This window comes from Bradyrhizobium sp. sGM-13, from assembly GCF_018398875.1.
Classification (GTDB): domain Bacteria; phylum Pseudomonadota; class Alphaproteobacteria; order Rhizobiales; family Xanthobacteraceae; genus Bradyrhizobium.
Genome location: NZ_JAGWDK010000032.1, coordinates 11,762 through 36,509, shown reverse-complemented (window position 1 = coordinate 36,509; position 24,748 = coordinate 11,762). Strand labels below are relative to the sequence as shown.

Here is a 24,748-nt window from a genome sequence, read left to right as displayed (position 1 = left end):
CCGAGCTACGGCGGAAACGTCGCTTCCGCTTCTCGCAATGACCCGATGGAGATTTGCATGAGTACTGGCAGACCAATCCCCCGGTTCACGGTCATCACGCTAGGCGTGAGCGACATGCGCGCCAGTATTGCCTTTTATGAGGCGCTCGGTTTTGCAAGAAAAATGCGCGCAACCGGTGAGGCCGTCGCTTTCTTCGACACCGGCGGCACGGTGATTGCGCTCTACCCATGGGATCAACTCGCCGGCGACGCCAAGCTGCCGGATCAGCCGCGGCCGAAGACGTTTCGCGGTACGACGCTCGCCTGGAATTGCAGCTCTACCAAGGAGGTGGACGCTGCGCTCGATTTCGCCATCTCCTGCGGCGCGTCGCTGTTGAAGCCCGCGCACAAGACCGACTACGGCGGTTATTCCGGCTATTTCGCCGATCCCGACAACCACACTTGGGAAGTCGTGGTGGCGCCCGGCGTCGAGGTCGGCGAGGACCGGCGGGTTCACCTGCCGGATTAAACGCGCGACGTTGCGGCAGCGCCACTTCTTCCGGCCGGTGAATTGCCGTATTGCGGTTTGATGAACCAGCAGCCCGCGCCAGCGTCGGAAGAGCAGCCGCTCGTCATTCTGACAACGCCGCGCCTGATTCTGCGTGCTGCGGCTGAAAGCGACATATCGGTCCTGCAGGATCTGATGTTCAGCGATAGCGATGTAATGCGGTTCGCATTTGCCGGCGCGCCGATGGCAAGGGACGCTGCCGAGGATTTCATTCGGCGATTCTTCACCTTCGGTGGCAGCCCCACGGGGATGGCGGTTCTGGCCGAAAAGCCTGTGGGTGAGATCATCGGCTTTGCCGGCTTGTCCCCATGCGATGCGTTGGGAACTAACGATTTCGAGATCGGGTTTGTGCTTGCGCGCCGGGTATGGGGCCGGGGGATCGCGACCGAGATTGGGAAGGCGCAACTCGCGTTCGGGTTCGACCACCTCAAATGCGAAAGATTACTTGGACTGGTCGATCCGAGAAATGCGCCATCCATTCGTGCCCTCGAGAAACTCGGAATGCGTTACCGGCAGATGATTGCAGAGCCCAAGCGCGGCAGCCGGAGCGTTTATGTGATTGAGGCCGGGGAGTGGCGACGAGGTCGCGCTGAATAACGGGAATTGTGCCAGGTTCCCGGTTGCGCGCGGCCGCGCGCTGGCGCACGAATCTCGACCATGATTCGGGACAAGTCTGCCAAGAAATCTGACGGGAAATCAGCCAAGAAAGCCGGCAAGGAAGAGGCCGAGCTGCCCAAGGGCGTGATCACGCTTGCGCCGCCGAGCTTTCGCCGCGAGCGGGCGCTGATCAGGCGCGGCATCTGGCCGGTCGCCGGCTGCGACGAGGCGGGGCGCGGTCCGCTGGCGGGTCCGGTGGTGGCGGCCGCGGTCATCCTCGATCCCAAGCGAATCCCCAAAGGCATCGACGATTCCAAGCGGCTGACGCCCGAACGCCGCGAGGAACTGTTCGAGGAGATCTGCGCCACCTCGTCGTTTGCGGTCGCCTTTGCCTCGCCCGCGCGGATCGACCGCGACAATATCTTGCGCGCTTCGCTCTGGGCGCTGGCGCGTTCTGTGCGCGCGCTGCCCGAAATGCCGAAGCATGTGTTCGTCGACGGCCGCGACAAGATCGATGCGCCCTGCGACTGCGACGCGGTGATCGGCGGCGACGGCCTTGTCGTGTCGATCGCAGCCGCCTCGATCATCGCCAAGGTGACGCGCGACCGCCTGATGAGCGCATTGGCGCTGGATTGTCCGGGTTACGGCTTCGAAACCCACAAGGGCTACGCGGTGCCGGAACACCGCGAGGCGCTGGACCGCCTCGGTCCAAGCATCCACCACCGCCGGTTTTTTGCACCCGTCATTGCCGCGCGGCTGAAACATTTCCCCGAGACAGTCGAAGAGACGATCGAACCCGACCTCTTCAGCGTGGACGGAGAGATTGCTTCCGAGGTCTCGGCCACGATCTGAGATCGGTTGCCTCGACGGCTCCTGCGCTCTATCAACCGTCGGGGGACAGGGCTGCCCGGCCCGGCATTCGGACGTTTCATGCGCTTCACCTCGCTCGTTGTCGAACTGATCCGCGCCCGGCCGCGGCTGGTGGTCTGGCTCGTGGTGTTGGTCCAGGCCGCAATTTGGCTGATCCTGCCGATGCTGCTGTACCGCAGCCCGCCCGGTGATCTTGCGACCGCACTGGCCTTTGGCCGGGAATATCAGGTCGGAACCTGGCTCGGTCCGCCGCTGGCGTTCTGGCTGGCCGACATCGCGTTTCGGGCCGCCGGAAACCATATGTTCGGCGTCTATCTGCTGGCGCAGGTCTGCGCCGTCGTCACCTTCTGGATCTACTATCAACTGGGTCGCGCGATTGTCGGCGGGCAGCAGGCGGTGCTCGCGGTGCTGCTGTCGATGACGGTGGTGGCCTTCAGCTCGCCCGGCGTCGAGTTCGGCCCGCTGGTGCTGGCGCGCCCGCTATGGGCGCTGCTTTTGCTGCATTCCTGGCAGTTGATCGGCCAGAACCGGCGCAACGCCTGGTTCGCCTGGTCGATCGAGGCCGGGCTTTTGCTGCTGACGACGCCGGCCGCGCTCGGATTGTTGCTGCTGCTCGCCGGGTTTGCCGTTGCCACCGCGCGGGGGCGGCGCGTGCTGATGTCGCCCGATCCGCTCTATGCGCTGCTCGTGATCGCCGTCCTGGTCTTGCCCTACCTGACCTGGTTGCTCCGCGCCGATGCGCTCGCGATGCCGCCGTGGCCCGCGATCTCCGATCTCGGCGGGCGCGTCCTGCAATGGGGCTGGCTACTCGTTGGCCTCGTGCTCGCAATGTCCGCCATCGTGCTGCTGGCGATCCTCAACTCCGGCCGGTTCGCCCGCCATGCCGGGGAGGCGCCGATTATCTACCGGCCGCCGGTCGATCCGCTGGCGCGCGACTTCGTCTATTTCTTTGCGCTTGCGCCGGCGCTGCTCGGAAGTCTGATCGCGGGCATCTTCAACCTCGATCATGTCGTCGGCGGGGAGGGCGTGGCCTTGCTGATGTCGGGGCTCGCCATAATCGTGGCGAGCGGCGATCTGATCCATCTGCGGCGCCAGCGCCTGTTGCGGACGCTGTGGGCGGCGGCGGTCGTCGCGCCTGCCTTGGTGACGATTGCAGCTACGCTGTTTTTGCCGTGGACCGCGAACGAAGTGCCGACCTCGCTGCCGGCAAAAGCCATTGCGCATTTCTTCGGCGACAGCTTTGAGCGCCGGACCAACCAGCGCCTGCGCGCGGTGGCCGGCGATCCGCAACTAGCGAGCTTCATCGCCATGAGCAGCGGGCGCCCGCATCTGTTGCTCGATGCCACGCCGGAGCGAACCCCATGGCTGTCGGTCGCGAAATTCAATGAGACCGGCGGTGTCGTGGTCTGGCGCGCCTCCGACACCTCGGGCGCGCCGCCGCCCGACATCGCGCAACGCTTTCCCGGCCTGGTGCCGGAAGTGCCGCGCGCCTTCGAATGGATGGTGAACGGCCGCCAGCCATTGCTGCGGATCGGCTGGGCAATCGTGCGGCCGAAGGCGCCGTGAGGTCTTGCGCCGGCGTGGGTCCCGGCTCTGCGGTGCACCGCCAAGACGCGCTGCACCGCGTCCGGGACACGAGCTAATTCGCTTGCTCCAGCGCCTTCGCAATGGCGCGCAAGTCTTGCCAGGACATCCGCTTGTAGGATGGCGAGCGCAACAAATAGGCCGGGTGGAACGTCGCCATGGCGCGGATCGTGCGGGTGCCGGTGTCGTAGTCGAACCACCTGCCGCGGGTCTTCATGATGCCATCGCGAGTCGACAGCAGCGTTTGCGTCGAGGGGTTGCCGAGCGTCACCAGTATGTCGGGGTTCACGAGTTCGATCTGCCGCTGGATGAACGGCAGGCAGATTTGCGTCTCCTGCGGCGTTGGCGTTCGGTTGCCGGGCGGTCGCCAGGGAATCACGTTGGCGATGTAGGCCTTGCTGCGGTCTAGTCCGATTGCCGCGATCATCCGGTCCAGCAACTTGCCGGAACGTCCGACGAAGGGCAGGCCCTCGATGTCTTCGTCGCGTCCGGGTGCTTCGCCGACGAACATGACGCGCGCCTGCGGGTTGCCGTCGGCAAACACCAGCCGCGTCGCGGTGTTTCGGAGCGCGCAGCCCTCGAAAGTTTCCAGGAGCGCACGCAGCGCTTCGAGCGTCGGCGCCGTTCGCGCCGCCTCGCGCGCGAGAGCGATGGCGGCTTCAGGCGCGGGCGCTATTTCGCTGCGCGGAACCGCCGGCATCGCGGCGGGCATTTCCCTGACGGGGCGGGATGGCGCAGTCTCGCGCACAGCGATGGGGGGAGCAGGGGTGTCCGGCTCCGTCAGCCGATCGACTGGTTCCTCCATCAACGCGCAATCGACCCCGGCCTCAAGATAAAAAGCCAGCAATTGCCTGACATTAGGCGCGGGTTCGGAGATCAAATCCATGATGCCAATCTAATATGGATCGAGCCGGCGTGAAACGACCTCGTGCTGCATTTCCATGGTTGTCCTCCCCGCAAAAATCGGAAACAACGAGCCTTTAGAGCCGTTCTCAATTGGGCTGAGATCAGATCATGAGTGCAGAAGAACTTCCTCCCCGCGAATCCATGGAATTCGACGTCGTGATCGTCGGCGCCGGGCCGTCTGGCCTCGCTGCGGCGATCCGCCTGAAGCAGCTCAATGCCGATCTCAGTATCGTCGTGGTGGAGAAGGGTTCCGAGGTCGGCGCGCACATCCTGTCGGGCGCGGTGATCGATCCGGTGTCGCTCGACAAGCTGATTCCGGATTGGCGTGAGGACGCCGATTGCCCGCTCAAAACCCAGGTCAAGGACGACCGCTTCTACTGGACCACCGCGACCAGCGCGATCCGGCTGCCGAACTTCGCAATGCCGCCGCTGATGAACAATCATCACTGCTATATCGGCTCGCTCGGCAATGTCTGCCGCTGGCTGGCGCCAAAGGCCGAGGCGCTCGGCGTCGAAATCTATCCCGGCTTTGCCGCGACCGAAGTGCTGTATGACGATAACGGCGCGGTGCGGGGCATCGCGACCGGCGACATGGGTATCGCCAGGGACGGCAGCCACAAGGATTCATATACCCGCGGCATGGAACTGCTCGGCAAATACACGCTGTTCGCCGAAGGCGCGCGCGGCAGCCTGAGCAAGGAACTGATCGCGAAATACTCGCTCGACGCGAAAAGCGAGCCGCCGAAATTCGGCATCGGGCTGAAGGAAGTCTGGGAGATCCATCCCGCCAAGCACCAGAAGGGCCTGATCCAGCATTCGTTCGGCTGGCCGCTGAACAACAAGACCGGCGGCGGCTCGTTCCTCTACCATTACGACGACAACAAGGTGGCGGTCGGTTTCGTCGTGCATCTCAATTACGACGATCCGTATCTCTCGCCATTCGACGAATTCCAGCGCTTCAAGACGCATCCCGCCATCCGCCCCGTGTTCGAAGGCGGCAAGCGTATCTCCTACGGCGCGCGCGCCATCACCGAAGGCGGCTATCAGTCGGTGCCGCGCTTAAGTTTCCCGGGCGGCGCGCTGATCGGCTGCGCGGCGGGCTTCGTCAACGTGCCGCGCATCAAGGGCGTGCACAACGCGATGGGCAGCGGCATGCTCGCGGCCGAACACGTTTCGGCAGCGCTCGGCGCCGGCCGCGCCAACGACGAACTGGTGGAATACGAAAACGCCTGGCGCGATTCCGCCGTAGGTCGAGACCTGCACCGGGTCCGCAACGTCAAGCCGCTATGGTCGAAATTCGGCACCATCATCGGCGTGGCGCTGGGCGGCTTCGACATGTGGTGCAACACGCTGGGCTTCTCGCTGTTCGGAACCCAGTCGCACGCCAAGTCCGACCGCAAGACGCTGGATCCGGCCAAGGCGCATGCGCCGATCGCCTATCCCAAGCCAGATGGCAAGCTCACCTTCGACAAGTTGTCCTCGGTGTTCCTCTCCAACACCAACCATGAGGAGGACCAGCCGGTTCATCTCAAGGTTGCCGATATGAACCTGCAGAAGGCGTCCGAGTACGATGTCTATGCCGGTCCGTCGAACCGCTATTGCCCGGCCGGCGTCTATGAATGGGTCGAGGAGGCCTCGGGTCCGCGCTTCCAGATCAACGCCCAGAACTGCGTCCACTGCAAAACCTGCGACGTGAAGGACCCGAACGGCAATATCACCTGGGTTCCGCCGGAAGGCGGCGGTGGGCCGAATTACCAGGGCATGTAAGAGGCCGTATAGACCACGATTGCGTGAGTTGGAGGAGGGTGATACCGCCTCCGGCCACGATACCGCCACAGTAAAAGCGTTTCCGGGTTGGGCTGGCTAAATCGGAGCCCTAAGGGCCTATCTGCCAATCGATTCGCCAACCCGTATCCTTGCGGTTGAAGGCCAAAAGCGGCATTGTCGCTGCCTGAGATGCCGCCGCTTGGGTTTGCATTCGAGACCGATCGTAACGATCCCGCCATACATCCTGGAGCTAGGCGAACTGTGATGCTTTCCACTCGTATGAATCGTTGGACCATCGCCGCAATTACTGTTGCCAGCCTGGCCGCGCCCGGCGTGGCGTGGGCCCAGACGCCCGAACATACGGCCGACAACGCCGCGCAATTCCCCACCAAATCCGATCTGAAGTCGCTAACGACGGCCGGCAGCTATCTCGCCGCACGCCACGCCAGCGTCGAGCGCGATGCGGCCTCGGCTGCGGCATTCTATCGCTCCGCGCTGCGCACCGATCCGAAGAACAACGAACTCCTGGATCGCGCCTTCATCTCTTCGCTTGCCGATGGCGACATCGATGAAGCGGTCAAGCTCGCCGATCGCATCCTGACGATGGACAAGGCGAACCGCGTCGCGCGGCTGGTGGTCGGCGTCCGCGACCTCAAGCAGAAGAAATATGCGGCCGCGCAGCTCAACATCAACCAGTCGATCCGCGGACCGATCACCGACCTGGTGGCGACGCTGTTGTCGGGATGGGCGAGCTACGGCGCGGGCGATGCCAAGACTGCGGTGGCCAATATCGACAAGCTGACCGGACCGGAATGGTATCCGATCTTCAAGGATCTCCACACCGGCATGATCCTGGAGATCTCGGGCAAGGACAAGGACGCCGGCACGCGGTTCGAGCGCGCCTACAAACTCGACGATTCGATGCTGCGCGTATCCGACGCCTATGCGCGCTGGCTGTCGCGCAACAAGGATGGCGCGGCGGCGGCTGCCATCTACGAAGCGTTCGACAAGAAGTTGCCGCGGCATCCACTGGTGCAGGAAGGCCTGCGCGAAACCCGGGCCGGCAAGAAGATGTCGGCGCTGGTCGATTCGGCGCAGGCCGGTGCGGCCGAGGCGCTGTACGGCATCGGCGCCACGCTGACCCGCCGCGGCGGAGAGGATCTGGCGCTGGTCTATCTGCAGCTCGCGCTCTACCTGCAGCCCAATCATCCGCTGGCGCTGTTGTCGCTCGCCGATCTCTACGAGTCCGTGAAGAAGCCGCAGATGGCGATCAAGGTCTACGAGCGCATGCCGGCCAGTTCGCCGCTCAAGCGCAATGCGCAGATCCAGCTCGCCACCAATCTCGACGCCGCCGACCGCAGCGAAGAGGCGATCAAGATCCTCAAGGGCGTCACCGCGGAGGCGCCGAAGGACATCGAAGCCATTATGGCGCTTGGCAACATCGAGCGCGGCCGCAAGAAGTTCAGCGATTGCGCCAATACCTATACGCTGGCGATCGATGCGATGTCCGGGGTGACGGACAAGAACACCTGGGTCACTTATTACTATCGCGGCATTTGCGAGGAACGGTCCAAGCAGTGGAGCAAGGCCGAGGCCGACATGCGCAAGGCGCTGGAGCTGCAGCCCGAGCAACCGCATGTCCTGAACTATCTCGGCTATTCCTGGATCGACCAGGGCATCAACCTCGACGAAGGCATGAAGATGATCCGGCGCGCCGTCGACCAGCGCCCCGATGACGGCTACATCGTGGATTCGCTGGGCTGGGCGTTTTACCGGATCGGCAATTTTGAAGACGCGGTGAAGCATCTCGAGCGTGCGATTGACCTCAAGCCGGAGGATCCGACCATCAATGACCATCTCGGCGATGCCTATTGGCGCGTCGGGCGGACGCTGGAAGCCAAATTCCAGTGGGCCCATGCACGCGACCTCAAGCCCGAGGCGGAGGAATTGCCGAAGATCGAAGCCAAGATTGCCAATGGCCTGCCCGAAGACACTTCCTCTGCGGCTTCCGCCGACAAGAAGAAAGAAGACGGCAGGGGTGGCTGAGGCAAGGACTTTGGGGCTGTTCGGCAATGCCGCTGTTGAATGACAAGGCGCGCGCCAAGGTCAACCTGACCTTGCGGGTGAATGGCCGCCGTGCCGACGGCTACCATGATCTCGAAAGTGTGGTCGCGTTCGCCGACTGCGCCGACCGGCTGACGCTGACGCCGGGTTCGGATCTGGATTTGAAGATGTCGGGACCGCTGGCGCAGGCCTGCGGCGAGACCTCGGACAATCTGGTGCTCAAGGCCGCGCGCCTCTTGGCCGAGCGCGTGCCTGACATGAAAGCCGGCAGCTTTACGCTCGACAAGGTCTTGCCGGTCGCGGCCGGAATCGGCGGCGGTTCGGCCGATGCCGCGGCGGCGCTGCGGTTGCTTGCACAGTTGAACGGGCTCGCGCTCGACGATCCCCGCATCGTCGAGGTCGCGCAACTGACCGGCGCCGACGTGCCGGTCTGCGTCAACTCGCGCGGCTGCGTCATGACCGGCGTCGGCGAAACGCTGCAGCCGCTCAGTCTGCCGAAGATGCCGTGCGTGATGGTCAACCCCGGCGTTGCCGTCTCGACCCGCGACGTTTTCAACGCGCTCGGCCTGCGCAAAGGAGAATTGCTGGTCGGCGTCACCGACGTCCTGCTGCGGGACCGCTGGCCGGACGAGAAGGCATCGCTGGAAGATTGGGTCGAAGCGCTTGCCGCCAGCTCCAACGATCTGGAAGCGCCCGCCATGCGTGTCCAGCCCGTGATCGGCGAGGTCATCGCAGCGCTCAACGCGACCAACGGCGCCTGGCTGGCACGGATGTCCGGCTCCGGCGCCACCTGCTTTGCGATCTACGAGAACACCGTCGAAGCCGGACGCGCGGCAGAGCAGATTCGGCGCGATCACCCCGGATGGTGGGTGCATACGGGAACGCTGAGTTAGCTCGCGGGCCGCCGCGCCATCGCCAGCGAAATACCGAGGCCCGCGATGAACAGCCCCGAGCCCTGTCGCAATCGTTGAAGCAAGTTCGGTCTGCGCGTGAGACCACTGTGCGCGGTCGCGGCCATCATTACCACGATGATATCGACAAGCGTGTTCAGCGCGACCGAGATCAGGCCCAGCGCCATGAACTGGAGCGCCGGATAGCTGCCGGCCGGATCGAGGAATTGCGGAATGAAGGCCAGGAAGAACGCCGCGGTCTTCGGGTTCAAGGCTTCGACCAGCACGCCTTCCCGAAACGCCTGTTGTGTACCGACCGCGACGGCTTGTTGCGGCAGCAGATTGCGCGCCTCGCGAAACGTCTTGAAGCCGAGCCACATGAGATAGATTGCGCCGGCGAATTTGAGCGCGGTGAACAGCTCAGCGCTGGCCAGGATGAGCGCCGAGACGCCAAGCCCGCCCGCAATCACGTGCACCAAGCCGCCAAGCGCAGTCCCGAATGTCGAAGCGATACCGGCGCTCTTGCCGCCTGACAGCGTCCGTGCGGCGACGTAAAAGATACCTGGACCGGGGACGGCGGCGATGACGAGTGCGGCCAAGAGGAACAACATGAAATTGGTGCTGTTCAATGCGATCTCTCTCGTAGGATGGGTGGAGCGCTGTCATCACCCGCGAAGGCGGGTGATCCAGTGTTCCAGAGACATAAGTGATTGAATCGATAGACGGCGGCGTACTGGATACCCCGCCTTCGCGGGGTATGACGGAAGTGGGATCAATGCGACCTCGCCAGGCAGAACGCCACGACTTGTTCGAGCGCGCTCTTCATCGGTGAAGCCGGAAATAGCGCGAGCGCGTCGACGGCCATTGCGCCGTAGTGCTGGGCGCGGCTGATCGTGTCTTCCAGCGCGCGGTGCTTGGTCATCAGGCCGATGGCGTGATCGAGGTCGCTGTCGCCGATCTCGCCGCGCTCCAATGCCTTGATCCAGAACTTCCGCTCGCTGTCATTGCCGCGGCGGAACGCCAGCACTACCGGCAGGGTGATCTTGCCTTCACGGAAATCGTCGCCGATGTTCTTGCCGAGTTTCGCGGCCTTGCCGCCGTAGTCCAGCACGTCGTCGACGAGCTGGAATGCGATGCCGAGATTCATGCCGACCGAGCGGCATGCGGTCTGCTCGGCCTTCGGCCGGTTGGCGATCGCGGGTCCGACTTCGCAGGCGGCGGCGAACAGTTCGGCGGTCTTGCCCCTGATCACGGCGAGGTATTCGTCCTCGGTGGTCGCGGTGTTCTTGGCCGCCGCAAGCTGCATCACTTCGCCTTCGGCGATGGTGGCCGCGGCCGAGGAGAGAATATCGAGCGCACGCAGCGAGCCGACCTCGACCATCATGCGAAAGGCCTGACCGAGCAGGAAGTCGCCGACCAGCACGCTGGCCTCATTGCCCCACAGCATCCGCGCTGACAGCTTGCCGCGGCGCAGTTCGCTCTCGTCGACCACGTCGTCATGCAAGAGCGTCGCGGTGTGCATGAATTCGACGGAGGCCGCGAGCTTGATGTGACCATCGCCGGAATAGCCGGCGAGGCCCGCCATCGCCAGCGTCAGCATCGGGCGCAGACGTTTGCCGCCGGATGAGATCAGGTGGTTGGCGACTTCCGGAATCATGGTGACTTCCGATCCCGTGCGCGACAGGATCGTGGCGTTGACCCGCTCCATGTCGGCGGCGACCAGCCCGACCAGCGCATCTATCGAAGCGTTCGACGGGCTTTCGAAGGGTACAATAACCGCCACACGGGTCTCCAATTTTGGCCAATTCGCACTATCCTTGTTCTACAATAGAAAGTGCCGGCAATCGCGGCAAGGGCACGTAGCGGTTGACAGACCTCGTGCCGTCCGTCGCATCGGGGCGAAAAGGAGAACACCACTTGCGGGAATTGGTCAGGACCAACGATATCGTGCTGGTTTCTGCGATCGGCGCGCTGCTCGACGGCGCCAATATCCATCATCTGGTGCTGGACCAGAACATGAGCGTCATCGAGGGATCGCTCGGCATCCTGCCACGCCGCATCCTGGTTCATGAGGACGACAATCGCGCAGCCCGCCAGTTGCTGGCCGAGGCGGGTCTGGCTCACGAATTGCGCCCCGATGACTGATCTCGAACTCACCGAGGATGCGTTTCTCGGCGGGCAATTGCGTTTGAAGCAACTGAAATCGGGACATCGCGCCGGTCACGATGCGGTGCTGCTGGCGGCAGCGACAGCGGCCCGTCCGGGCGACCGCGTGGCCGATCTCGGTGCCGGCATCGGCGTCGCGGGGCTTTCGGTTGCCAGGCGCGTGGCCGGCGTAGACCTGGTTCTGGTCGAGATCGATGCTGTGCTGGCGGGCCTTGCGCGCGCCAATGCGGAGGCGAATGCGATTCAAGCCGACGTGATCGTTCTTGACGTGGAGGCCGATGCCACGGCCTTTGCCGCTGCCGGACTCCTTCCAGACAGCTTCGATGCGGTGCTGATGAATCCGCCCTTCAACGACCCGGCGCGGCATCGCGTCTCGCCGGACACGGCACGTGCGACCGCGCATATGGCGACCGCAACGACGCTCTCGAAATGGATTCACGCGGCGCGGCGCATTCTCAAATCGAAGGGAGCGCTGACGCTGATCTGGCGCGCCGATGGAATCGCCGAAGTGCTTTCGGCGCTCGATCACGGTTTCGGGAGCCTGCAGGTGCTGCCGGTTCACGGTGACGCACGGGGGCCTGCCAACCGCATCCTGGTTCGCGCTAGCAAGGGTGGGCGGGCGCCGACGCAAATCCATGCCGCCCTGATGCTCAATGACGAGCAAGGTCAGCCCCATAAAAGAGTGCAGGAGATTCTGGCCGGGAAGGGAACCTTGCCGTTGGCGAGCCTGTAAAGTCGGCCCGCAACTCCCAATTACTCGCTATTGCGGAAGCGTCTCGGACTGTTGTTTGGGCGCCGACGTAAAGTGAATCGCGGTCAGAAGGCTGCCGATGAGCATTATCAGCAGGTAGATTTTCATGTCAGTCTCCGCTGCGCCATTGCAGTCTCTCGTCTGCAATGCAAAAGGCGTCCTGCCAAAAGGCGTTCCGGCCTTTCCAATGACATTGGCGTGATAAAAAATGGTTAATTCGAGGTAACGGCATGAGTGAACAATTTAGTGATCGCACGGGATTGCCGGGCCTTATTGACAGGATGAAACGATTCATTCCGGCGAAATTCCGGCCCGACGCTGCGGTCGTTCCGGTGGTTCGCCTGTCGGGCGTCATCGGTGCGGTGACGCCTTTGCGGCCGGGCCTGACGCTGGCCGGCATCGCCAAAACGCTCGAACGCGCGTTCGCCACCCGACACGCCAAGGCGGTGGCGCTGGCGATCAATTCGCCCGGCGGCTCGCCGGTGCAATCGCGGCAGATCTATTTGCGGATCAGGCAGCTTGCTGCGGAAAAGAAACTGCCGGTGCTGGTGTTCGTCGAGGACGTCGCGGCATCCGGCGGCTACATGATCGCCTGCGCGGGCGACGAGATATTCTGCGATCCGTCCTCGATCCTCGGCTCGATCGGCGTGGTCGGCGGCAGTTTCGGCTTTCAGGACTTGATCAAGAGGATTGGTGTCGAGCGGCGGCTTTACACGGCAGGCGAGCACAAGGCGATGCTGGACCCCTTCCTGCCCGAAGACCCGGATGACGTCGCCCGCCTGAAGACGCTTCAGCGTGAGATCCACGCTATCTTCATCGCGCTGGTCAAAGGCAGCCGCGGTGCGCGCCTCAAGGGGGCCGACGACGTCCTGTTCACCGGCGAGTACTGGGCGGGCGAGAGATCGGTGTCGCTCGGCCTTGCGGACAAGATCGGCGATCTCCGCTCGACGCTGCGCGAGCGCTATGGTGACAAAGTGCTGACGCCCCTCATCGCGCCGGCAAGCGGGATGCTGGCCGGTCTCTTGGGCCGAAGATCGCCGGGCGCGGGCTCCCTGGTCGACGGTATCGGGGGATTGCCGGATGACCTGATTTCGGCGTTGGAGACCCGGGCAATCTGGGCCAGGTTCGGGTTCTAGGCCGGGGGTACCCGCGCCATTTAGTCCCAAAAGCGGAATTGCGGCGCAGGCCGGCTTCGGCGAGAATGCGAGCCATTGGGGGCTGACACGTGAACGACAAGGATCGACCGATGCCGCCGCTGATCGCATTCGCGGGTGCCCTGGGAGGGCTCGCCGTGGTCCGCTGGGCCTACAAGACTGCTGTCCGTATCAACAGGGAACTCGAAGAGGCACGGCTGGCGCGCGTCGCCGAGGCCACCCACACGGCCGACATCCCAACGCTGCGCCGCGACCCCGTCACCGGCGCTTACCGGCCGGGCTAGCTACGTCATTCCAGGGCCGATGCTTTGCATCGCCCCGGAATGACATTGTGGGCTCGCCTTGATTCCACGCCCCTACGCCGATACGGTCCCGCGCACTTCAAACCCCCCTTCGCGAGACCGATTCTGCCGATGGACGCCTTGCCTGCCCATATGCGCCCGGAACGTTCGTTCCAGGGCTTCATCCTTGCTCTCCAGCGGTTCTGGGCGGAGCAGGGCTGCGTGATCCTGCAGCCCTATGACATGGAAATGGGCGCAGGCACCTTCCATCCGGCCACGACGCTGCGCGCGCTCGGGCCGAAACGCTGGAATGCGGCCTATGTGCAGCCCTCGCGCCGGCCGAAGGACGGCCGCTACGGTGAGAACCCCAACCGGCTGCAGCACTATTATCAGTTTCAGGTGATCATGAAGCCGTCACCGCCGAACCTTCAGGATCTATACCTGAAGTCGCTCGCTGCGATCGGCATCGATTCCAGCGTACACGACATCCGCTTCGTCGAGGACGATTGGGAAAGCCCGACGCTTGGCGCATGGGGGCTGGGCTGGGAGTGCTGGTGCGACGGCATGGAAGTCAGCCAGTTCACTTACTTCCAGCAGGTCGCGGGCGTCGAATGCGCACCCGTTTCCGGCGAGCTCACCTACGGGCTCGAGCGTCTTGCGATGTATGTGCAGGGCGTCGACCGCGTCTACGATCTCAACTTCAACGGCCGCGACGGCGCCGACAAGGTCACCTATGGCGACGTCTTCCTGCAGGCCGAGCAGGAATATTCCCGGCACAATTTCGAACACGCGGATACGGCGATGCTGTTCGAGCAGTTCAAGATGGCCGAAGACGCCTGCAAGAAATATCTCACGGCCGGATGGAAGGAGGGCGGCAATCAGAAGGAGCATCTGATGGCGCTGCCGGCCTATGACCAGTGCATCAAGGCCAGCCATGTCTTCAATCTGCTCGATGCTCGCGGCGTGATCTCGGTCACCGAACGGCAGAGCTACATCATGCGCGTGCGCGAATTGGCAAAAGCCTGCGGCGAAGCCTGGGTTCACACCGAAGCGGGCAGGGCGGTCTGATGCCTGATCTTCTGCTGGAATTGTTCTCCGAGGAAATCCCCGCGCGCATGCAGGCGAAGGCGGCGGACGATCTGCGCCGCATGGTGACCGACAAGCTCGTCGCCGAAGGCCTGGTCTATGAAGGCGCGAAAGCGTTCGCGACGCCGCGGCGGCTGGCGCTGACCGTGCACGGCGTTCCGACGCGGCAATCCGATTTGAAGGAAGAGCGCCGCGGCCCACGCGTCGGCGGCCCTGATGCCGCAATCCAGGGATTCTTGAAGGCGACCGGTCTGGCCAGGATCGAAGACGCGAAGATCCAGACCGACCCGAAGAAGGGCGACTTCTACATCGCGCTGATCGAAAAGCCGGGCCGCGCCACCATCGATGTGCTCGCCGAAATTCTGCCGGTCATCATCCGAACCTTCCCATGGCCCAAATCGATGCGCTGGGGCGCACGTTCGACCAAATCGGGTTCGCTCTCCTGGGTGCGGCCGCTGCATTCGATCATCGCGACCTTCGGTCCGGAGACCGAAGACCCCGACGTGGTGAAATTTTCCGTCGACGGCATCGAGGCCGGGCAGACTACGTTCGGCCACCGCTTCATGGCGCCGTCGGCGATCTCGGTGCGCCGCTTCGAAGATTACGAAGCCAAGCTGAAGACTGCGAAGGTCGTACTCGATCCGCAGGCGCGCAAGGACATCATCCTCGCCGACGCGAAGGAGCTGGCATTCGCGCAGGGCTTTGAGCTGGTCGAGGATCAGGTGCTGCTGGACGAAGTCGCAGGCCTTGTCGAGTGGCCGGTGGTGTTGATGGGATCGTTCGACCAGGAATATCTCACGATCCCGGACGAGGTAATCCGCGCCACCATCCGCAACAACCAGAAATGCTTTGTGGTGCGTGACCCCAAGACGGGGAAGCTCGCCAACAAGTTCATCCTGACCGCCAATATCGAGGCGACCGATGGCGGCAAGGTAATCGTTGCCGGCAACGAGCGGGTGATCCGCGCGCGATTGAGCGATGCAAAATTCTTCTACGAGACCGACCTGAAGACGAAGCTGGAAGATCGCTTGCCAAAGTTCAAGCAGATCGTGTTTCACGAGATGCTAGGCACGCAAGCCGAGCGGATCAATCGCATCGAAAGGCTGGCGGCCGAGATCGCGCCGCTGGTCGGCGCCGACGTCGCGAAGGCCAGGCGCGCCGCGCATCTGGCAAAGGCGGATCTGCTGACCGAGGTCGTCGGCGAATTCCCCGAGCTGCAGGGCTTGATGGGCAAGTACTACGCGCAGGCGCAAGGTGAAGACGACTCCGTCGCCGCCGCGAGCGAGGACCATTACAAGCCACAGGGGCCGACTGATCGCGTACCGAGCGATCCGGTAAGCGCAGCCGTCGCACTGGCCGACAAGCTCGATACTCTGGCGGGTTTCTGGGCGATCGACGAGAAGCCGACCGGCAGCAAGGACCCCTATGCATTGCGGCGAGCAGCGCTGGGTGCCATCAGGCTGATCGTTGACAATACGCTCCGGCTGCCGATCTTGAACGTGGCGAAGTCGGCATTGGCTGGCTTGCCGGACAAGAGCAACGCCGAGGAGCTTCCGGGCGACCTCCTTTCTTTCTTCGCCGACCGCCTGAAGGTCCAGCTCCGCGACCAGGGCGCGCGCCACGATCTCGTCGATGCCGTGTTTTCGCTCGGCGGCCAGGACGATCTCTTGCTCGTTGTCCGCCGCGTCGAGGCGCTCGGCAAGTTTCTCGACACCGATGACGGCAAGAACCTGCTTGCAGGGACCAAGCGCGCGAGTAACATCCTCTCGATCGAGGAGAAGCGGGACAAACGCACGTTCGACGGTGCGCCGGATGCCGGGCTCTACGCGCTTGCCGAAGAAAAGGCGCTCGCCAAGGCGATCGACCAGGTCAAGAGCGAGGCCGGAGCCGCAGTGCAGAAGGAAGATTTCGCCGCCGCGATGAGCGCGATGGCGAAGCTGCGCCCCGCCGTCGATGCGTTCTTCGACAAGGTCAAGGTCAATGACGATGAACCCAAGGTGCGCGAGAATCGACTAAAACTCCTGAACGAAATCCGCGCGGCGACCCGCGCGGTTGCGGATTTTTCCAAGATCGAAGGCTAGACCATGGATCCTCAGACGCTCGCCGCTTATGACCAGGATGCGGCGGCGTTCGCGAAGGACTGGCTCGGTCAGCCGGCGCCCGTCGACCTGCAGGAGGTCGTCGAGCGATTTTTCGTGCGCGGCGGCAATTCGGCCGATATCGGCTGCGGCTGCGGCCGCGAGGTCGCCTGGCTTCACACCCACGGCTTTTCGGCGATGGGCTTCGATGCCTCGGAAGGCCTGCTCAACGAAGCGCGCCGGCGCTATCCGTCGTGCAAGTTCGCGCATGCCGAATTGCCCGATCTGCGCGGCATCGGCACGTTCGATAACGTGCTGTGCGAAACCGTGATCATGCATCTCGACCGCAAGGAGATTGCGGCATCGGTCCGCCGGCTGCTCGATATCGTCAAACCCAGCGGCATTCTTTATCTGAGCTGGCGCGTCACCGAGGGCGCCGATCAGCGCGACGCGCAGGGACGGCTTTACGCCGCGTTCGATTCGGCGGTCGTGCAGGCGGAGCTGAAGGCCGCGACCGTGTTGCTCGACGAAGAGATCGTCAGCGCTTCATCGGGAAAGAAGATTCACCGGCTGGTGGTGAAGAAGCCTGGATTGGAAATCAGGGAATAGCTCGTATCCGGTAGGGTGGGCAAAGGCGCCCTTGCGCCGTGCCCACCATCTATCCTGATCGTTGGTGTGAATGGTGGGGGTGTGAATGGTGGGCACGCTTCGCTTTGCCCACCCTACAGAACCGCACCGCGTCCGGGACAAGAGACTGCACAAGAAAGACCCCGCCCGGAGGGGACGCCGGGCGGGGCTTCTTGTCCGGTCGTATCTCGCGCACATCCGCTTGCGCGGCGCCCGGACCAATCGTTCAGGCTACTGAAGGTCAATCGACCACCTGAACGATGCGACGCGAACGCGGTTCGACCAATATCGTCTGGCCGTTCACCACGGTGTAGCGATAGGGCGTCACCCCGAACGATTGCGGCACGTCGTAGTAGGTCACGCCGGTTTCTGGCAGCACGGCGCCAACCGTCACGCGCTCGGAGATCGTGTAATTCGGCACGCGTTCACGCACGATGTATTCGCGGAAGGCCGGACGCACGTCGGGCGCGATGCCTTCATGTTCACCGATGACGACCGTGCTGCCGCCGCCTGTGCCGATCGTGGTCTGCGCCTCAGCTGCGATCGGGACCGCCATCGCGCCCGCGATCGCCGCAATGGCAACTAGTCTGTTCCGCATAGTCAACTCCTTCGCGAGAAGAGGTGCCGGCTTTCGCCAGCACACACAATGCGGGCCAATTCATCCCGTGCGGCATTGTTCCGCAAAAAGCGCGGTCTTATCCGCGGCATTTCTGGGGAATTGTTGCGGAGGCTGGAACCCTTTGAAGTGGTTAGGCGTCTTGCTATTCCCAAACCGCGCCAGCGGTTAGGTTACCAGTCTCGATTCGATTCCCCGCATCTCGTCACCCCCGGAGATTTCAATGACCATCACCGCTGCGCACATTTCCCCGATCGTCGCTCTGATCGCGGGAGTCTTGATTCTGATTATGCCGCGGTTCCTGAATTTCATCGTTGCCATCTACTTGATCGTAGTCGGTTTGGCCGGCCTCGGCGTGTTCAAGATGTTCAAGTTCTAGCGCTGGAAAGCGGGGTTCGCGGCTTGCGCGGAACCCCTCAAAATGGTGTAAGGCGCGCAATCTTCTTCCCTTTTTCGGATAGTTGGAATCCATGGCCAAAGCCGTCGCGAAGTCCAAGAAGGCTGCAGTGAAATCTGTAGCGAAATCAAAGCCATCCGCCCGACCGAAGGCCGCGCCACAGGCTTCGGCCCGCAAAGCGCTGAAGAAGGCCCCGGCCGAGCCGGTCGCCAAGGTCGCGGCCAAGAAGGCTGCGGTCCGCAAGCCTGCCGCCGAGGCGGTAAAATCCGGCAAGTGGGTCTATACCTTCGGGGACGGCAAGGCCGAGGGCAAAGCGGGCCTGCGCGAACTGCTCGGCGGCAAGGGCGCCAACCTCGCCGAGATGGCCAATTTGGGCCTGCCGGTGCCTCCCGGCTTCACCATTCCGACCTCTGTCTGCACCTATTTCTACGCGCATGACAAAACCTATCCGCCCGCACTGAAGGCGCAGGTCGAGAAGGCGCTTGAGTATGTCGGCAAGCTGACCGGCAAGGCATTCGGCGACTCGAAGAATCCGCTGCTGGTTTCGGTCCGCTCCGGCGGCCGCGCGTCGATGCCGGGCATGATGGACACCGTGCTCAATCTCGGCCTCAACGACAAGACGGTCGAAGCGCTCGCCGAGCTCTCCGGCGATCGCCGCTTTGCCTATGACAGCTATCGCCGCTTCATCACGATGTATTCGGATGTGGTGCTCGGCTTCGAGCATCATCACTTCGAGGACATCCTCGATACCTTCAAGGACAGCCAGGGTTACACCCTCGACACTGATCTCACCGGCGACGACTGGGTCGAACTGGTCGGCAAGTACAAGGAAGCGGTGGCGCGCGAGACCGGCAGGGATTTTCCGCAGGACCCGCACGAGCAATTGTGGGGCGCGATCGGCGCGGTGTTCTCATCCTGGATGAATGCGCGCGCGGTGACCTACCGCCGCCTGCACGACATCCCGGAATCCTGGGGCACCGCGGTCAACGTGCAGGCCATGGTGTTCGGCAATATGGGCGAAACCTCCGCGACCGGCGTTGCGTTCACGCGCAATCCTTCGACCGGCGAGAGCAAGCTGTACGGCGAATTCCTGATCAACGCGCAGGGGGAGGACGTGGTGGCGGGCATCCGCACGCCGCAAGACATCACCGAGGAAGCGCGCCAGGAATCCGGTTCCGACAAGCCGTCGATGGAAAGCGCGATGCCGGAGGCCTTCAAGGAACTGACGCGGTTCTACACGCTGCTCGAAAAGCACTATCGCGACATGCAGGACATGGAGTTCACGGTCGAGCAGGGCAAATTGTGGATGCTGCAGACCCGCGGCGGCAAGCGCACCGCGAAGGCTGCGCTGCGCATCGCGGTCGAGCTCGCCAATGAAGGCCTGATCTCGAAGAAGGACGCGGTGATGCGGATCGATCCGGCTTCGCTGGATCAATTGCTGCATCCGACCATCGATCCCCAGGCCAAGCGCGACGTCATCGCGACCGGCCTGCCGGCCTCGCCCGGCGCAGCATCCGGCGAGATCGTGTTCTCGTCCGACGAGGCCGCGAAACTTCAGGCCGATGGCCGCAGCGTCATTCTGGTGCGCGTCGAGACCAGTCCGGAAGACATTCACGGCATGCACGCCGCCGAAGGCATTTTGACCACCCGCGGCGGCATGACTTCGCACGCCGCGGTGGTGGCGCGCGGCATGGGTAAGCCCTGCGTCTCCGGCTGCGGCGCCATTCGAGTCGACTATGGCCGCGGCACGATGAGTGTGGGCTCCCGCACCTTCAAGACCGGCGACGTCATCACCATCGACGGCTCGCTCGGCCAGGTGCTGGCTGGCAAGATGCCGATGATCGAGCCGAAACTGTCGGGCGAGTTCGGCACGCTGATGGGCTGGGCCGATGACGTCCGCAAGCTCGGCGTTCGCGTCAACGCCGACACGCCCGAAGATGCGCGCACCGCGATAAAATTCGGCGGCGAGGGCATCGGGCTGTGCCGCACCGAGCACATGTTCTTCGAGGAAACCCGCATCCGCACCGTGCGCGAGATGATCCTTTCCGAGGACGAACAGTCGCGCCGCGCGGCGCTGTCAAAACTGTTGCCGATGCAGCGCGCCGATTTCGTCGAGCTGTTCGAGATCATGAAGGGCCTGCCCGTCACGATTCGCCTGCTCGATCCGCCGCTGCATGAATTCCTGCCGCACACCCAGGCCGAGATCGAGGAAGTCGCGCGCGCGATGAATACCGATCCGCGCAAGCTCGCCGATCGCGCCCGCGATCTCGCCGAGTTCAACCCGATGCTGGGCTTCCGCGGCTGCCGTCTTGCGATCGCCTATCCTGAGATCGCCGAAATGCAGGCGCGCGCGATCTTCGAAGCGGCGGTAGAAGCCGAGAAGCGCACCGGCGAGGCCGTCGGCCTCGAGGTGATGGTGCCGCTGATCGCGACCAAGGCCGAGTTCGACCTGGTCAAGACGCGGATCGACGCCACCGCGCAGTCGGTGATGAAGGAGACCGGCAAGAAACTCGCTTATCAAGTTGGTACGATGATCGAGCTGCCGCGTGCGTGCCTGCTGGCCGGCGATGTCGCCCAGACCGCGGAGTTCTTCTCGTTCGGCACCAACGACCTGACCCAGACTACCTACGGCATCAGCCGTGACGACGCCGCGAGTTTCCTCGGCACTTATGTCAGCAAGGGAATCCTCGAGATCGATCCGTTCATCTCAGTCGATCGCGATGGCGTGGGCGAGCTGGTGAAGATCGGCGTCACCCGTGGTCGCAAGACACGGCCCAATTTGAAGGTCGGCATTTGCGGCGAGCATGGCGGCGATCCCGCCTCGGTGGCGTTCTGCCACGAGATCGGGCTCGACTACGTTTCGTGCTCGCCCTACCGCGTGCCGATCGCGCGCCTAGCCGCCGCGCAGGCCGCGCTCGGCAAGAAGATTGAGAGCCAGGCGTAGGCTTCTTCGATACGATGACGAACACGACGTGATGCCCGGGCTTTGTCCCGGGCATTTGCGTTTTTGCGTGAGAGCAAAGCGCTCTGACGAAGAAGCCGTCATTGCGAGGAGCGCAGCGACGACTTGTCCGCCGTAGCTCGACGAGCGAAGGCGGAAGCAATCCATCTATCCGTTATGCCGCGCGATGGAGTGCTTCCGCCTTCGCTAAAGCTACGGCTACAAGTCGCTTCGTTCGCAATGACGTGGAGGGAACATGAGTTCCCGTATTCGCACGCGTAATTTTCTCTTCATCATCTTCGTTGACGGGATGTTTACCACTTTCATCGAGCGGCCATTTACCAACACTTCTCATGCGCCCGGCGAAATTCGCGCGATGTCTTGCGTGTAGCACGCACGCCACGCCGATTAACTCCCCAGCAACCTAAATTCGATACCAACAAAAAGGTCGAATTGCACGGATGTACTGACGTTCGATCGTGTAAGCGTTGCGTGAGCGTATCGATGTTTGTGTTGCGTAACCAGCCGAAGGGCGCGCGGTTCGCGTCCTTCGGTCTCGGTCTCTGCGTCTTCGCTTTGATGCCGACCGAGATCGGATATCAGGATATCGCCTCGCTGCTGGCGCGCCAGCCGGGCGTCGCCGAGCGCTGGCAGAAGCGCGTGTTCTCCTCCGCCGGAACCATCCAGGTCGCGACGTTCTCGTTCGGCCGCCCGATCGGAACCTCGTCGCCGCAGACCGCGACTTACCGTCTCGCAAGCCTCGACACTCAGGGCATCGACATCACGGGTTCGGTGACGCGCAATCCGCTGGTCGCTCCACCGCCGCGCTATCACGCTGCCGATTTCCCCAAGGTCGACCGCACATTGAAGGGCGACCGCCTTATCATCGCGCCGCCGTCGCCGGCAGTGGAGACCACAGGCCCTGCCGATCGAACGCCTGCGATCGAGGATCCCGCGACATCAAATGCATCGGTCAAGGGCGCCAAGACCGCCGAGACACCGCCGCCCGTCGAGCGCGCGCCGCTCGATCCCGAGCTGCAGGCCGCGCTGAACGCGCCGCCACTGGATATGTCGTTGTCGCTTGAGAGCAAACCGCAGGACGATCTCAAGGTTGCGGCGCAAGCGGCTCCGCCACCGCGCGATGGTTTCTCCTTCAAGACCTCGAGCCTGTTCTTTGGCTCCTCGCTCGGCTCGCCCGAAAGCATCGAACGTTGGCAGCCCGGCGAAGAGCCCGTCATCGTCATGCCACCAGCGCATCCGGATCCCGACATGAAGGTGATGGCCTCGCTGCCGGTCGATGCCGATGGTCCGGTGCGCGCCGGCGAGATGGGGGAGAGCGTCGCGCCGAAGGGCGAGGTCAACGCCGACAACCAGCGCGCCAAGACGCCGGCCGAACGTCTCGGCCTGTTCGACGAGAAGTCGCGCGCCAAGTCGGAAAAGTGCCTGGCTGAAGCGATCTACTTCGAGGCCCGCGGCGAAGCAGTGCGAGGCCAGATCGCCGTGGCGCAGGTGGTTTTGAACCGCGCCTTCTCCGGCAAATATCCCGAAACTGTGTGCGGCGTGGTCTACCAGAACAAGCATCGCCATCTGGCGTGCCAGTTCACCTTCGCCTGCGATAACAACAAGGACGTCATTCGCGAGCCCGACATGTGGGAGCGGGCGAAGAAGATCGCGAAGGCGATGCTCGACGGCCAACTCTGGCTGCCGGAAGTCGACAAGTCGACGCACTACCACGCCTATTGGGTGCGGCCGTCCTGGGTCAATGAAATGAAGAAGATGCACAAGTTCGGAGTGCATACTTTCTATCGGCCGCGCGCCTGGGGCAATGGCAGCGACGCGCCGAGCTGGGGCACGCCTGCCGAGACTGCGGCGATCTCCGCCAAGCTCGCGGAAGCCGCGCAAAGCTCCGCCGAGCAGGCAAGCGCGAAGCGGTAACAGCCGTCATCGCTGCGAACGCAGACGACGTCTCTGTCAGGTGCACGCTCAATAAATTGCACTCATTGCCCTCGCCAATTTTGCAGAGCTGCCCTGCAGCGGAAAATTTTTCTCTTCCGCCCTCTTGGGGTTTGCATGCAACTGCATTAACTCACCGTAACGTTTCGCCCGGCCGTTCCGGGCGCCGATTGGTCCAGGGGAAGCAAATGGCTGTAACGACCGACCTTCGTCCGTCCTCCGGCCTAGGCACCTGGCGGACGCCGGTCGTCATCATCATCTGTGGCTGCGCGATCGCGCTGTTGAGTTTTGGACCGCGCTCCAGCCTCGGTTTCTTCGTGCAGCCGATGAGCCGCGAGTTCGCCTGGGGCCGCGACGTTTTCGGCCTCGCGCTGGCGCTGCAGAATCTGCTGTGGGGACTGGGGCAGCCGATTGCGGGCGCCATCGCCGATCGCTTCGGCATCCTGCGTGTGATGATTGTCGGCGCCTTGCTCTATGCCGCCGGCCTGCTTCTGATGCGTTATTCCACGGCGCCGCTGTCGCTCGATCTCGGCGCCGGCGTCCTGATCGGCTTCGGTCTTTCAGGCTGTTCGTTCAATCTCGTGCTGTCGGCGTTCAGTAAGCTGCTGCCGGTCGAGAAGCGCGGTATTGCGCTCGGCGCCGGCACCGCGGCCGGGTCCTTCGGCCAGTTCCTGTTCGCACCGTTCGGCGTGGCGATGATCGACAATTTCGGCTGGCAGGCAGCGCTGACGGTATTCGCGCTCCTGATGCTGTTGATCGTGCCGCTGTCGCTCGCGATCGCGACGCCACCCTCGACGTCGTCGAATGAGCCTGTCGGGGATCAGCAATCGTTCAAGACCGCGCTGGCGGAAGCGTTTGGTCATCGCTCTTACGTTCTCCTGGTGCTGGGCTTCTTCACCTGCGGCTTCCAGCTCGCCTTCATCACGGTGCATCTGCCGGCCTATCTCGCCGATCGCGGAGTCTCGTCGCAGACCGGCGGCTGGGTGGTCGCGGCGATCGGCCTGTTCAACATCATCGGCTCGCTCAGCGTCGGCTGGCTGCAGAACAAGTACCCGAAGCGTTACATCCTCTCGCTGATCTACTTTACCCGCGCCCTGGCGATCGTCGCGTTCATCTCGTTTCCGATCACGACGTTCTCGGCGATCATGTTCGGTGCTGTCAGCGGCCTGACTTGGCTCTCGACGGTGCCGCCGACCTCGGCGCTGGTGGCGCTGATGTTCGGCACAAAGTGGTTCGCAACGCTGTACGGCTTTGCCTTCGTCAGCCATCAGGTCGGCGGTTTCCTCGGCGTCTGGCTCGGCGGCATCGTGTTCGAGCAGTTCGGCTCCTACACCCCGATCTGGTGGCTCTCGATCCTGTTCGGCGTGCTGTCGGCGCTGATCAACCTGCCGATCGTCGAGCAGCCGGTCGCGCGCCCGGTTGCACAACCCGCCTGATGCGGTAAACACTCTCGAGACAGACAAAGTCCGGGGAG

General features: G+C 63.4%; 22 protein-coding genes. 18 read left to right on the top strand and 4 right to left on the bottom strand.

What is annotated here, in order from left to right; translation table 11 throughout:
* Positions 1–57 precede the first annotated feature (57 nt).
* The 4 genes from KJQ96_RS31715 to KJQ96_RS31700 all read left to right on the top strand — a co-directional run bounded on the left by KJQ96_RS31715 (position 58) and on the right by KJQ96_RS31700 (position 3,579).
* Positions 58–507: a VOC family protein gene (locus KJQ96_RS31715; protein ID WP_213290287.1), complete on the top strand. Its 450-nt coding sequence runs from the start codon at positions 58–60 to the stop codon at positions 505–507.
* A gap of 60 nt (positions 508–567) precedes the next feature.
* Positions 568–1,143 carry a GNAT family N-acetyltransferase gene (locus KJQ96_RS31710; protein ID WP_213290286.1) on the top strand — a complete coding sequence of 192 codons (576 nt, stop codon included), beginning with the start codon at positions 568–570 and terminating at the stop codon, positions 1,141–1,143.
* A 60-nt stretch (positions 1,144–1,203) separates the two neighbouring features.
* A complete protein-coding gene (locus KJQ96_RS31705) occupies positions 1,204–1,995 on the top strand; it encodes a ribonuclease HII (RefSeq protein ID WP_213290285.1) in 792 nt (263 codons plus the stop codon).
* A 78-nt stretch (positions 1,996–2,073) separates the two neighbouring features.
* Entirely contained in the window at positions 2,074–3,579 is a 1,506-nt protein-coding gene (locus tag KJQ96_RS31700) for a glycosyltransferase family 39 protein (protein ID WP_213290284.1), read from the top strand.
* A gap of 73 nt (positions 3,580–3,652) precedes the next feature.
* Here KJQ96_RS31700 and KJQ96_RS31695 read toward each other — a convergent pair whose 3' ends face one another.
* On the bottom strand, positions 3,653–4,477 hold the full coding sequence (locus tag KJQ96_RS31695) for a uracil-DNA glycosylase family protein (RefSeq protein ID WP_213290314.1): 825 nt from the start codon (positions 4,475–4,477) through the stop codon (positions 3,653–3,655).
* A gap of 134 nt (positions 4,478–4,611) precedes the next feature.
* On the opposite strand from KJQ96_RS31695, the gene KJQ96_RS31690 reads away from it, so the two are divergent.
* From KJQ96_RS31690 to KJQ96_RS31680, 3 genes are all read left to right on the top strand, one after another.
* Positions 4,612–6,270: an electron transfer flavoprotein-ubiquinone oxidoreductase gene (locus tag KJQ96_RS31690; protein WP_213290283.1), complete on the top strand. Its 1,659-nt coding sequence runs from the start codon at positions 4,612–4,614 to the stop codon at positions 6,268–6,270.
* Between the two features lie 264 nt (positions 6,271–6,534).
* Positions 6,535–8,316: a tetratricopeptide repeat protein gene (locus KJQ96_RS31685; RefSeq protein WP_213290282.1), complete on the top strand. Its 1,782-nt coding sequence runs from the start codon at positions 6,535–6,537 to the stop codon at positions 8,314–8,316.
* A gap of 26 nt (positions 8,317–8,342) precedes the next feature.
* Complete coding sequence (locus tag KJQ96_RS31680; protein ID WP_213290281.1) at positions 8,343–9,227, top strand: 4-(cytidine 5'-diphospho)-2-C-methyl-D-erythritol kinase; 885 nt, start codon at positions 8,343–8,345, stop codon at positions 9,225–9,227.
* Here the strand turns inward: KJQ96_RS31680 and KJQ96_RS31675 are convergent.
* Together KJQ96_RS31675 and KJQ96_RS31670 are read right to left on the bottom strand one after the other, a co-directional pair.
* Positions 9,224–9,853 (bottom strand): LysE family translocator, encoded by a 630-nt coding sequence (locus KJQ96_RS31675; protein WP_213290280.1) that lies wholly within the window; start codon positions 9,851–9,853, stop codon positions 9,224–9,226. The genes KJQ96_RS31680 and KJQ96_RS31675 overlap by 4 nt on opposite strands.
* 143 nt (positions 9,854–9,996) lie before the next feature.
* A complete protein-coding gene (locus KJQ96_RS31670; RefSeq protein WP_213290279.1) occupies positions 9,997–11,007 on the bottom strand; it encodes a polyprenyl synthetase family protein in 1,011 nt (336 codons plus the stop codon).
* 134 nt (positions 11,008–11,141) lie between these two features.
* Between KJQ96_RS31670 and KJQ96_RS31665 the strand changes: the two genes are divergently transcribed.
* The 7 genes from KJQ96_RS31665 (at position 11,142) to KJQ96_RS31635 (ending at position 17,349) form a co-directional block, all read left to right on the top strand.
* The gene (locus KJQ96_RS31665; RefSeq protein ID WP_065744676.1) at positions 11,142–11,369 is read left to right on the top strand and encodes a DUF2007 domain-containing protein; all 228 of its coding nucleotides are present in this window, start codon (positions 11,142–11,144) and stop codon (positions 11,367–11,369) included.
* The gene (locus KJQ96_RS31660) at positions 11,362–12,123 is read left to right on the top strand and encodes a tRNA1(Val) (adenine(37)-N6)-methyltransferase (protein WP_213290278.1); all 762 of its coding nucleotides are present in this window, start codon (positions 11,362–11,364) and stop codon (positions 12,121–12,123) included. Before KJQ96_RS31665 ends, KJQ96_RS31660 begins: the two co-directional genes overlap by 8 nt.
* Before the next feature lie 248 nt (positions 12,124–12,371).
* Positions 12,372–13,277: a S49 family peptidase gene (locus KJQ96_RS31655; protein WP_213290277.1), complete on the top strand. Its 906-nt coding sequence runs from the start codon at positions 12,372–12,374 to the stop codon at positions 13,275–13,277.
* A 110-nt stretch (positions 13,278–13,387) separates the two neighbouring features.
* On the top strand, positions 13,388–13,579 hold the full coding sequence (locus KJQ96_RS31650) for a hypothetical protein (RefSeq protein ID WP_213290313.1): 192 nt from the start codon (positions 13,388–13,390) through the stop codon (positions 13,577–13,579).
* Between the two features lie 129 nt (positions 13,580–13,708).
* A complete protein-coding gene (locus KJQ96_RS31645; protein WP_213290276.1) occupies positions 13,709–14,644 on the top strand; it encodes a glycine--tRNA ligase subunit alpha in 936 nt (311 codons plus the stop codon).
* A complete protein-coding gene (gene glyS / locus KJQ96_RS31640; protein ID WP_213290275.1) occupies positions 14,644–16,743 on the top strand; it encodes a glycine--tRNA ligase subunit beta in 2,100 nt (699 codons plus the stop codon). The genes KJQ96_RS31645 and glyS overlap by 1 nt, the downstream gene beginning before the upstream one ends.
* A 3-nt stretch (positions 16,744–16,746) precedes the next feature.
* A complete protein-coding gene (locus tag KJQ96_RS31635; protein ID WP_213290274.1) occupies positions 16,747–17,349 on the top strand; it encodes a bifunctional 2-polyprenyl-6-hydroxyphenol methylase/3-demethylubiquinol 3-O-methyltransferase UbiG in 603 nt (200 codons plus the stop codon).
* 259 nt (positions 17,350–17,608) lie between these two features.
* Here KJQ96_RS31635 and KJQ96_RS31630 read toward each other — a convergent pair whose 3' ends face one another.
* Positions 17,609–17,965 (bottom strand): DUF1236 domain-containing protein, encoded by a 357-nt coding sequence (locus tag KJQ96_RS31630; protein ID WP_213290273.1) that lies wholly within the window; start codon positions 17,963–17,965, stop codon positions 17,609–17,611.
* Between the two features lie 241 nt (positions 17,966–18,206).
* Here KJQ96_RS31630 and KJQ96_RS31625 point away from each other — a divergent pair, with 241 nt between their 5' ends.
* The 4 genes from KJQ96_RS31625 (at position 18,207) to KJQ96_RS31610 (ending at position 24,710) form a co-directional block, all read left to right on the top strand.
* Positions 18,207–18,362, top strand: coding sequence for a DUF3096 domain-containing protein (locus KJQ96_RS31625; protein ID WP_213290272.1), 156 nt, complete (start codon positions 18,207–18,209; stop codon positions 18,360–18,362).
* A 91-nt stretch (positions 18,363–18,453) separates the two neighbouring features.
* Positions 18,454–21,324: a pyruvate, phosphate dikinase gene (ppdK, locus tag KJQ96_RS31620; protein ID WP_213290271.1), complete on the top strand. Its 2,871-nt coding sequence runs from the start codon at positions 18,454–18,456 to the stop codon at positions 21,322–21,324.
* Between the two features lie 501 nt (positions 21,325–21,825).
* Entirely contained in the window at positions 21,826–23,256 is a 1,431-nt protein-coding gene (locus tag KJQ96_RS31615) for a cell wall hydrolase (protein ID WP_213290270.1), read from the top strand.
* 206 nt (positions 23,257–23,462) lie between these two features.
* Complete coding sequence (locus tag KJQ96_RS31610; RefSeq protein WP_057841698.1) at positions 23,463–24,710, top strand: MFS transporter; 1,248 nt, start codon at positions 23,463–23,465, stop codon at positions 24,708–24,710.
* Positions 24,711–24,748: the final 38 nt, after the last annotated feature.

Excerpts from the sequence above, each read along its gene's own strand:
- KJQ96_RS31690 (WP_213290283.1), top strand. The coding sequence starts at position 4,612 with ATGAGTGCAGAAGAACTTCCTCCCCGCGAATCCATGGAATTCGACGTC.
- KJQ96_RS31680 (WP_213290281.1), top strand. The coding sequence starts at position 8,343 with ATGCCGCTGTTGAATGACAAGGCGCGCGCCAAGGTCAACCTGACCTTG.
- glyS (WP_213290275.1), top strand. The coding sequence starts at position 14,644 with ATGCCTGATCTTCTGCTGGAATTGTTCTCCGAGGAAATCCCCGCGCGC.
- KJQ96_RS31715 (WP_213290287.1), top strand. The coding sequence starts at position 58 with ATGAGTACTGGCAGACCAATCCCCCGGTTCACGGTCATCACGCTAGGC.
- KJQ96_RS31700 (WP_213290284.1), top strand. The coding sequence starts at position 2,074 with ATGCGCTTCACCTCGCTCGTTGTCGAACTGATCCGCGCCCGGCCGCGG.
- KJQ96_RS31645 (WP_213290276.1), top strand. The coding sequence starts at position 13,709 with ATGGACGCCTTGCCTGCCCATATGCGCCCGGAACGTTCGTTCCAGGGC.
- KJQ96_RS31705 (WP_213290285.1), top strand. The coding sequence starts at position 1,204 with ATGATTCGGGACAAGTCTGCCAAGAAATCTGACGGGAAATCAGCCAAG.
- KJQ96_RS31630 (WP_213290273.1), bottom strand. The coding sequence starts at position 17,965 with ATGCGGAACAGACTAGTTGCCATTGCGGCGATCGCGGGCGCGATGGCG.
- KJQ96_RS31685 (WP_213290282.1), top strand. The coding sequence starts at position 6,535 with ATGCTTTCCACTCGTATGAATCGTTGGACCATCGCCGCAATTACTGTT.
- KJQ96_RS31625 (WP_213290272.1), top strand. The coding sequence starts at position 18,207 with ATGACCATCACCGCTGCGCACATTTCCCCGATCGTCGCTCTGATCGCG.
- KJQ96_RS31655 (WP_213290277.1), top strand. The coding sequence starts at position 12,372 with ATGAGTGAACAATTTAGTGATCGCACGGGATTGCCGGGCCTTATTGAC.
- ppdK (WP_213290271.1), top strand. The coding sequence starts at position 18,454 with ATGGCCAAAGCCGTCGCGAAGTCCAAGAAGGCTGCAGTGAAATCTGTA.
- KJQ96_RS31635 (WP_213290274.1), top strand. The coding sequence starts at position 16,747 with ATGGATCCTCAGACGCTCGCCGCTTATGACCAGGATGCGGCGGCGTTC.
- KJQ96_RS31650 (WP_213290313.1), top strand. The coding sequence starts at position 13,388 with ATGCCGCCGCTGATCGCATTCGCGGGTGCCCTGGGAGGGCTCGCCGTG.
- KJQ96_RS31610 (WP_057841698.1), top strand. The coding sequence starts at position 23,463 with ATGGCTGTAACGACCGACCTTCGTCCGTCCTCCGGCCTAGGCACCTGG.
- KJQ96_RS31615 (WP_213290270.1), top strand. The coding sequence starts at position 21,826 with ATGTTTGTGTTGCGTAACCAGCCGAAGGGCGCGCGGTTCGCGTCCTTC.
- KJQ96_RS31660 (WP_213290278.1), top strand. The coding sequence starts at position 11,362 with ATGACTGATCTCGAACTCACCGAGGATGCGTTTCTCGGCGGGCAATTG.
- KJQ96_RS31710 (WP_213290286.1), top strand. The coding sequence starts at position 568 with ATGAACCAGCAGCCCGCGCCAGCGTCGGAAGAGCAGCCGCTCGTCATT.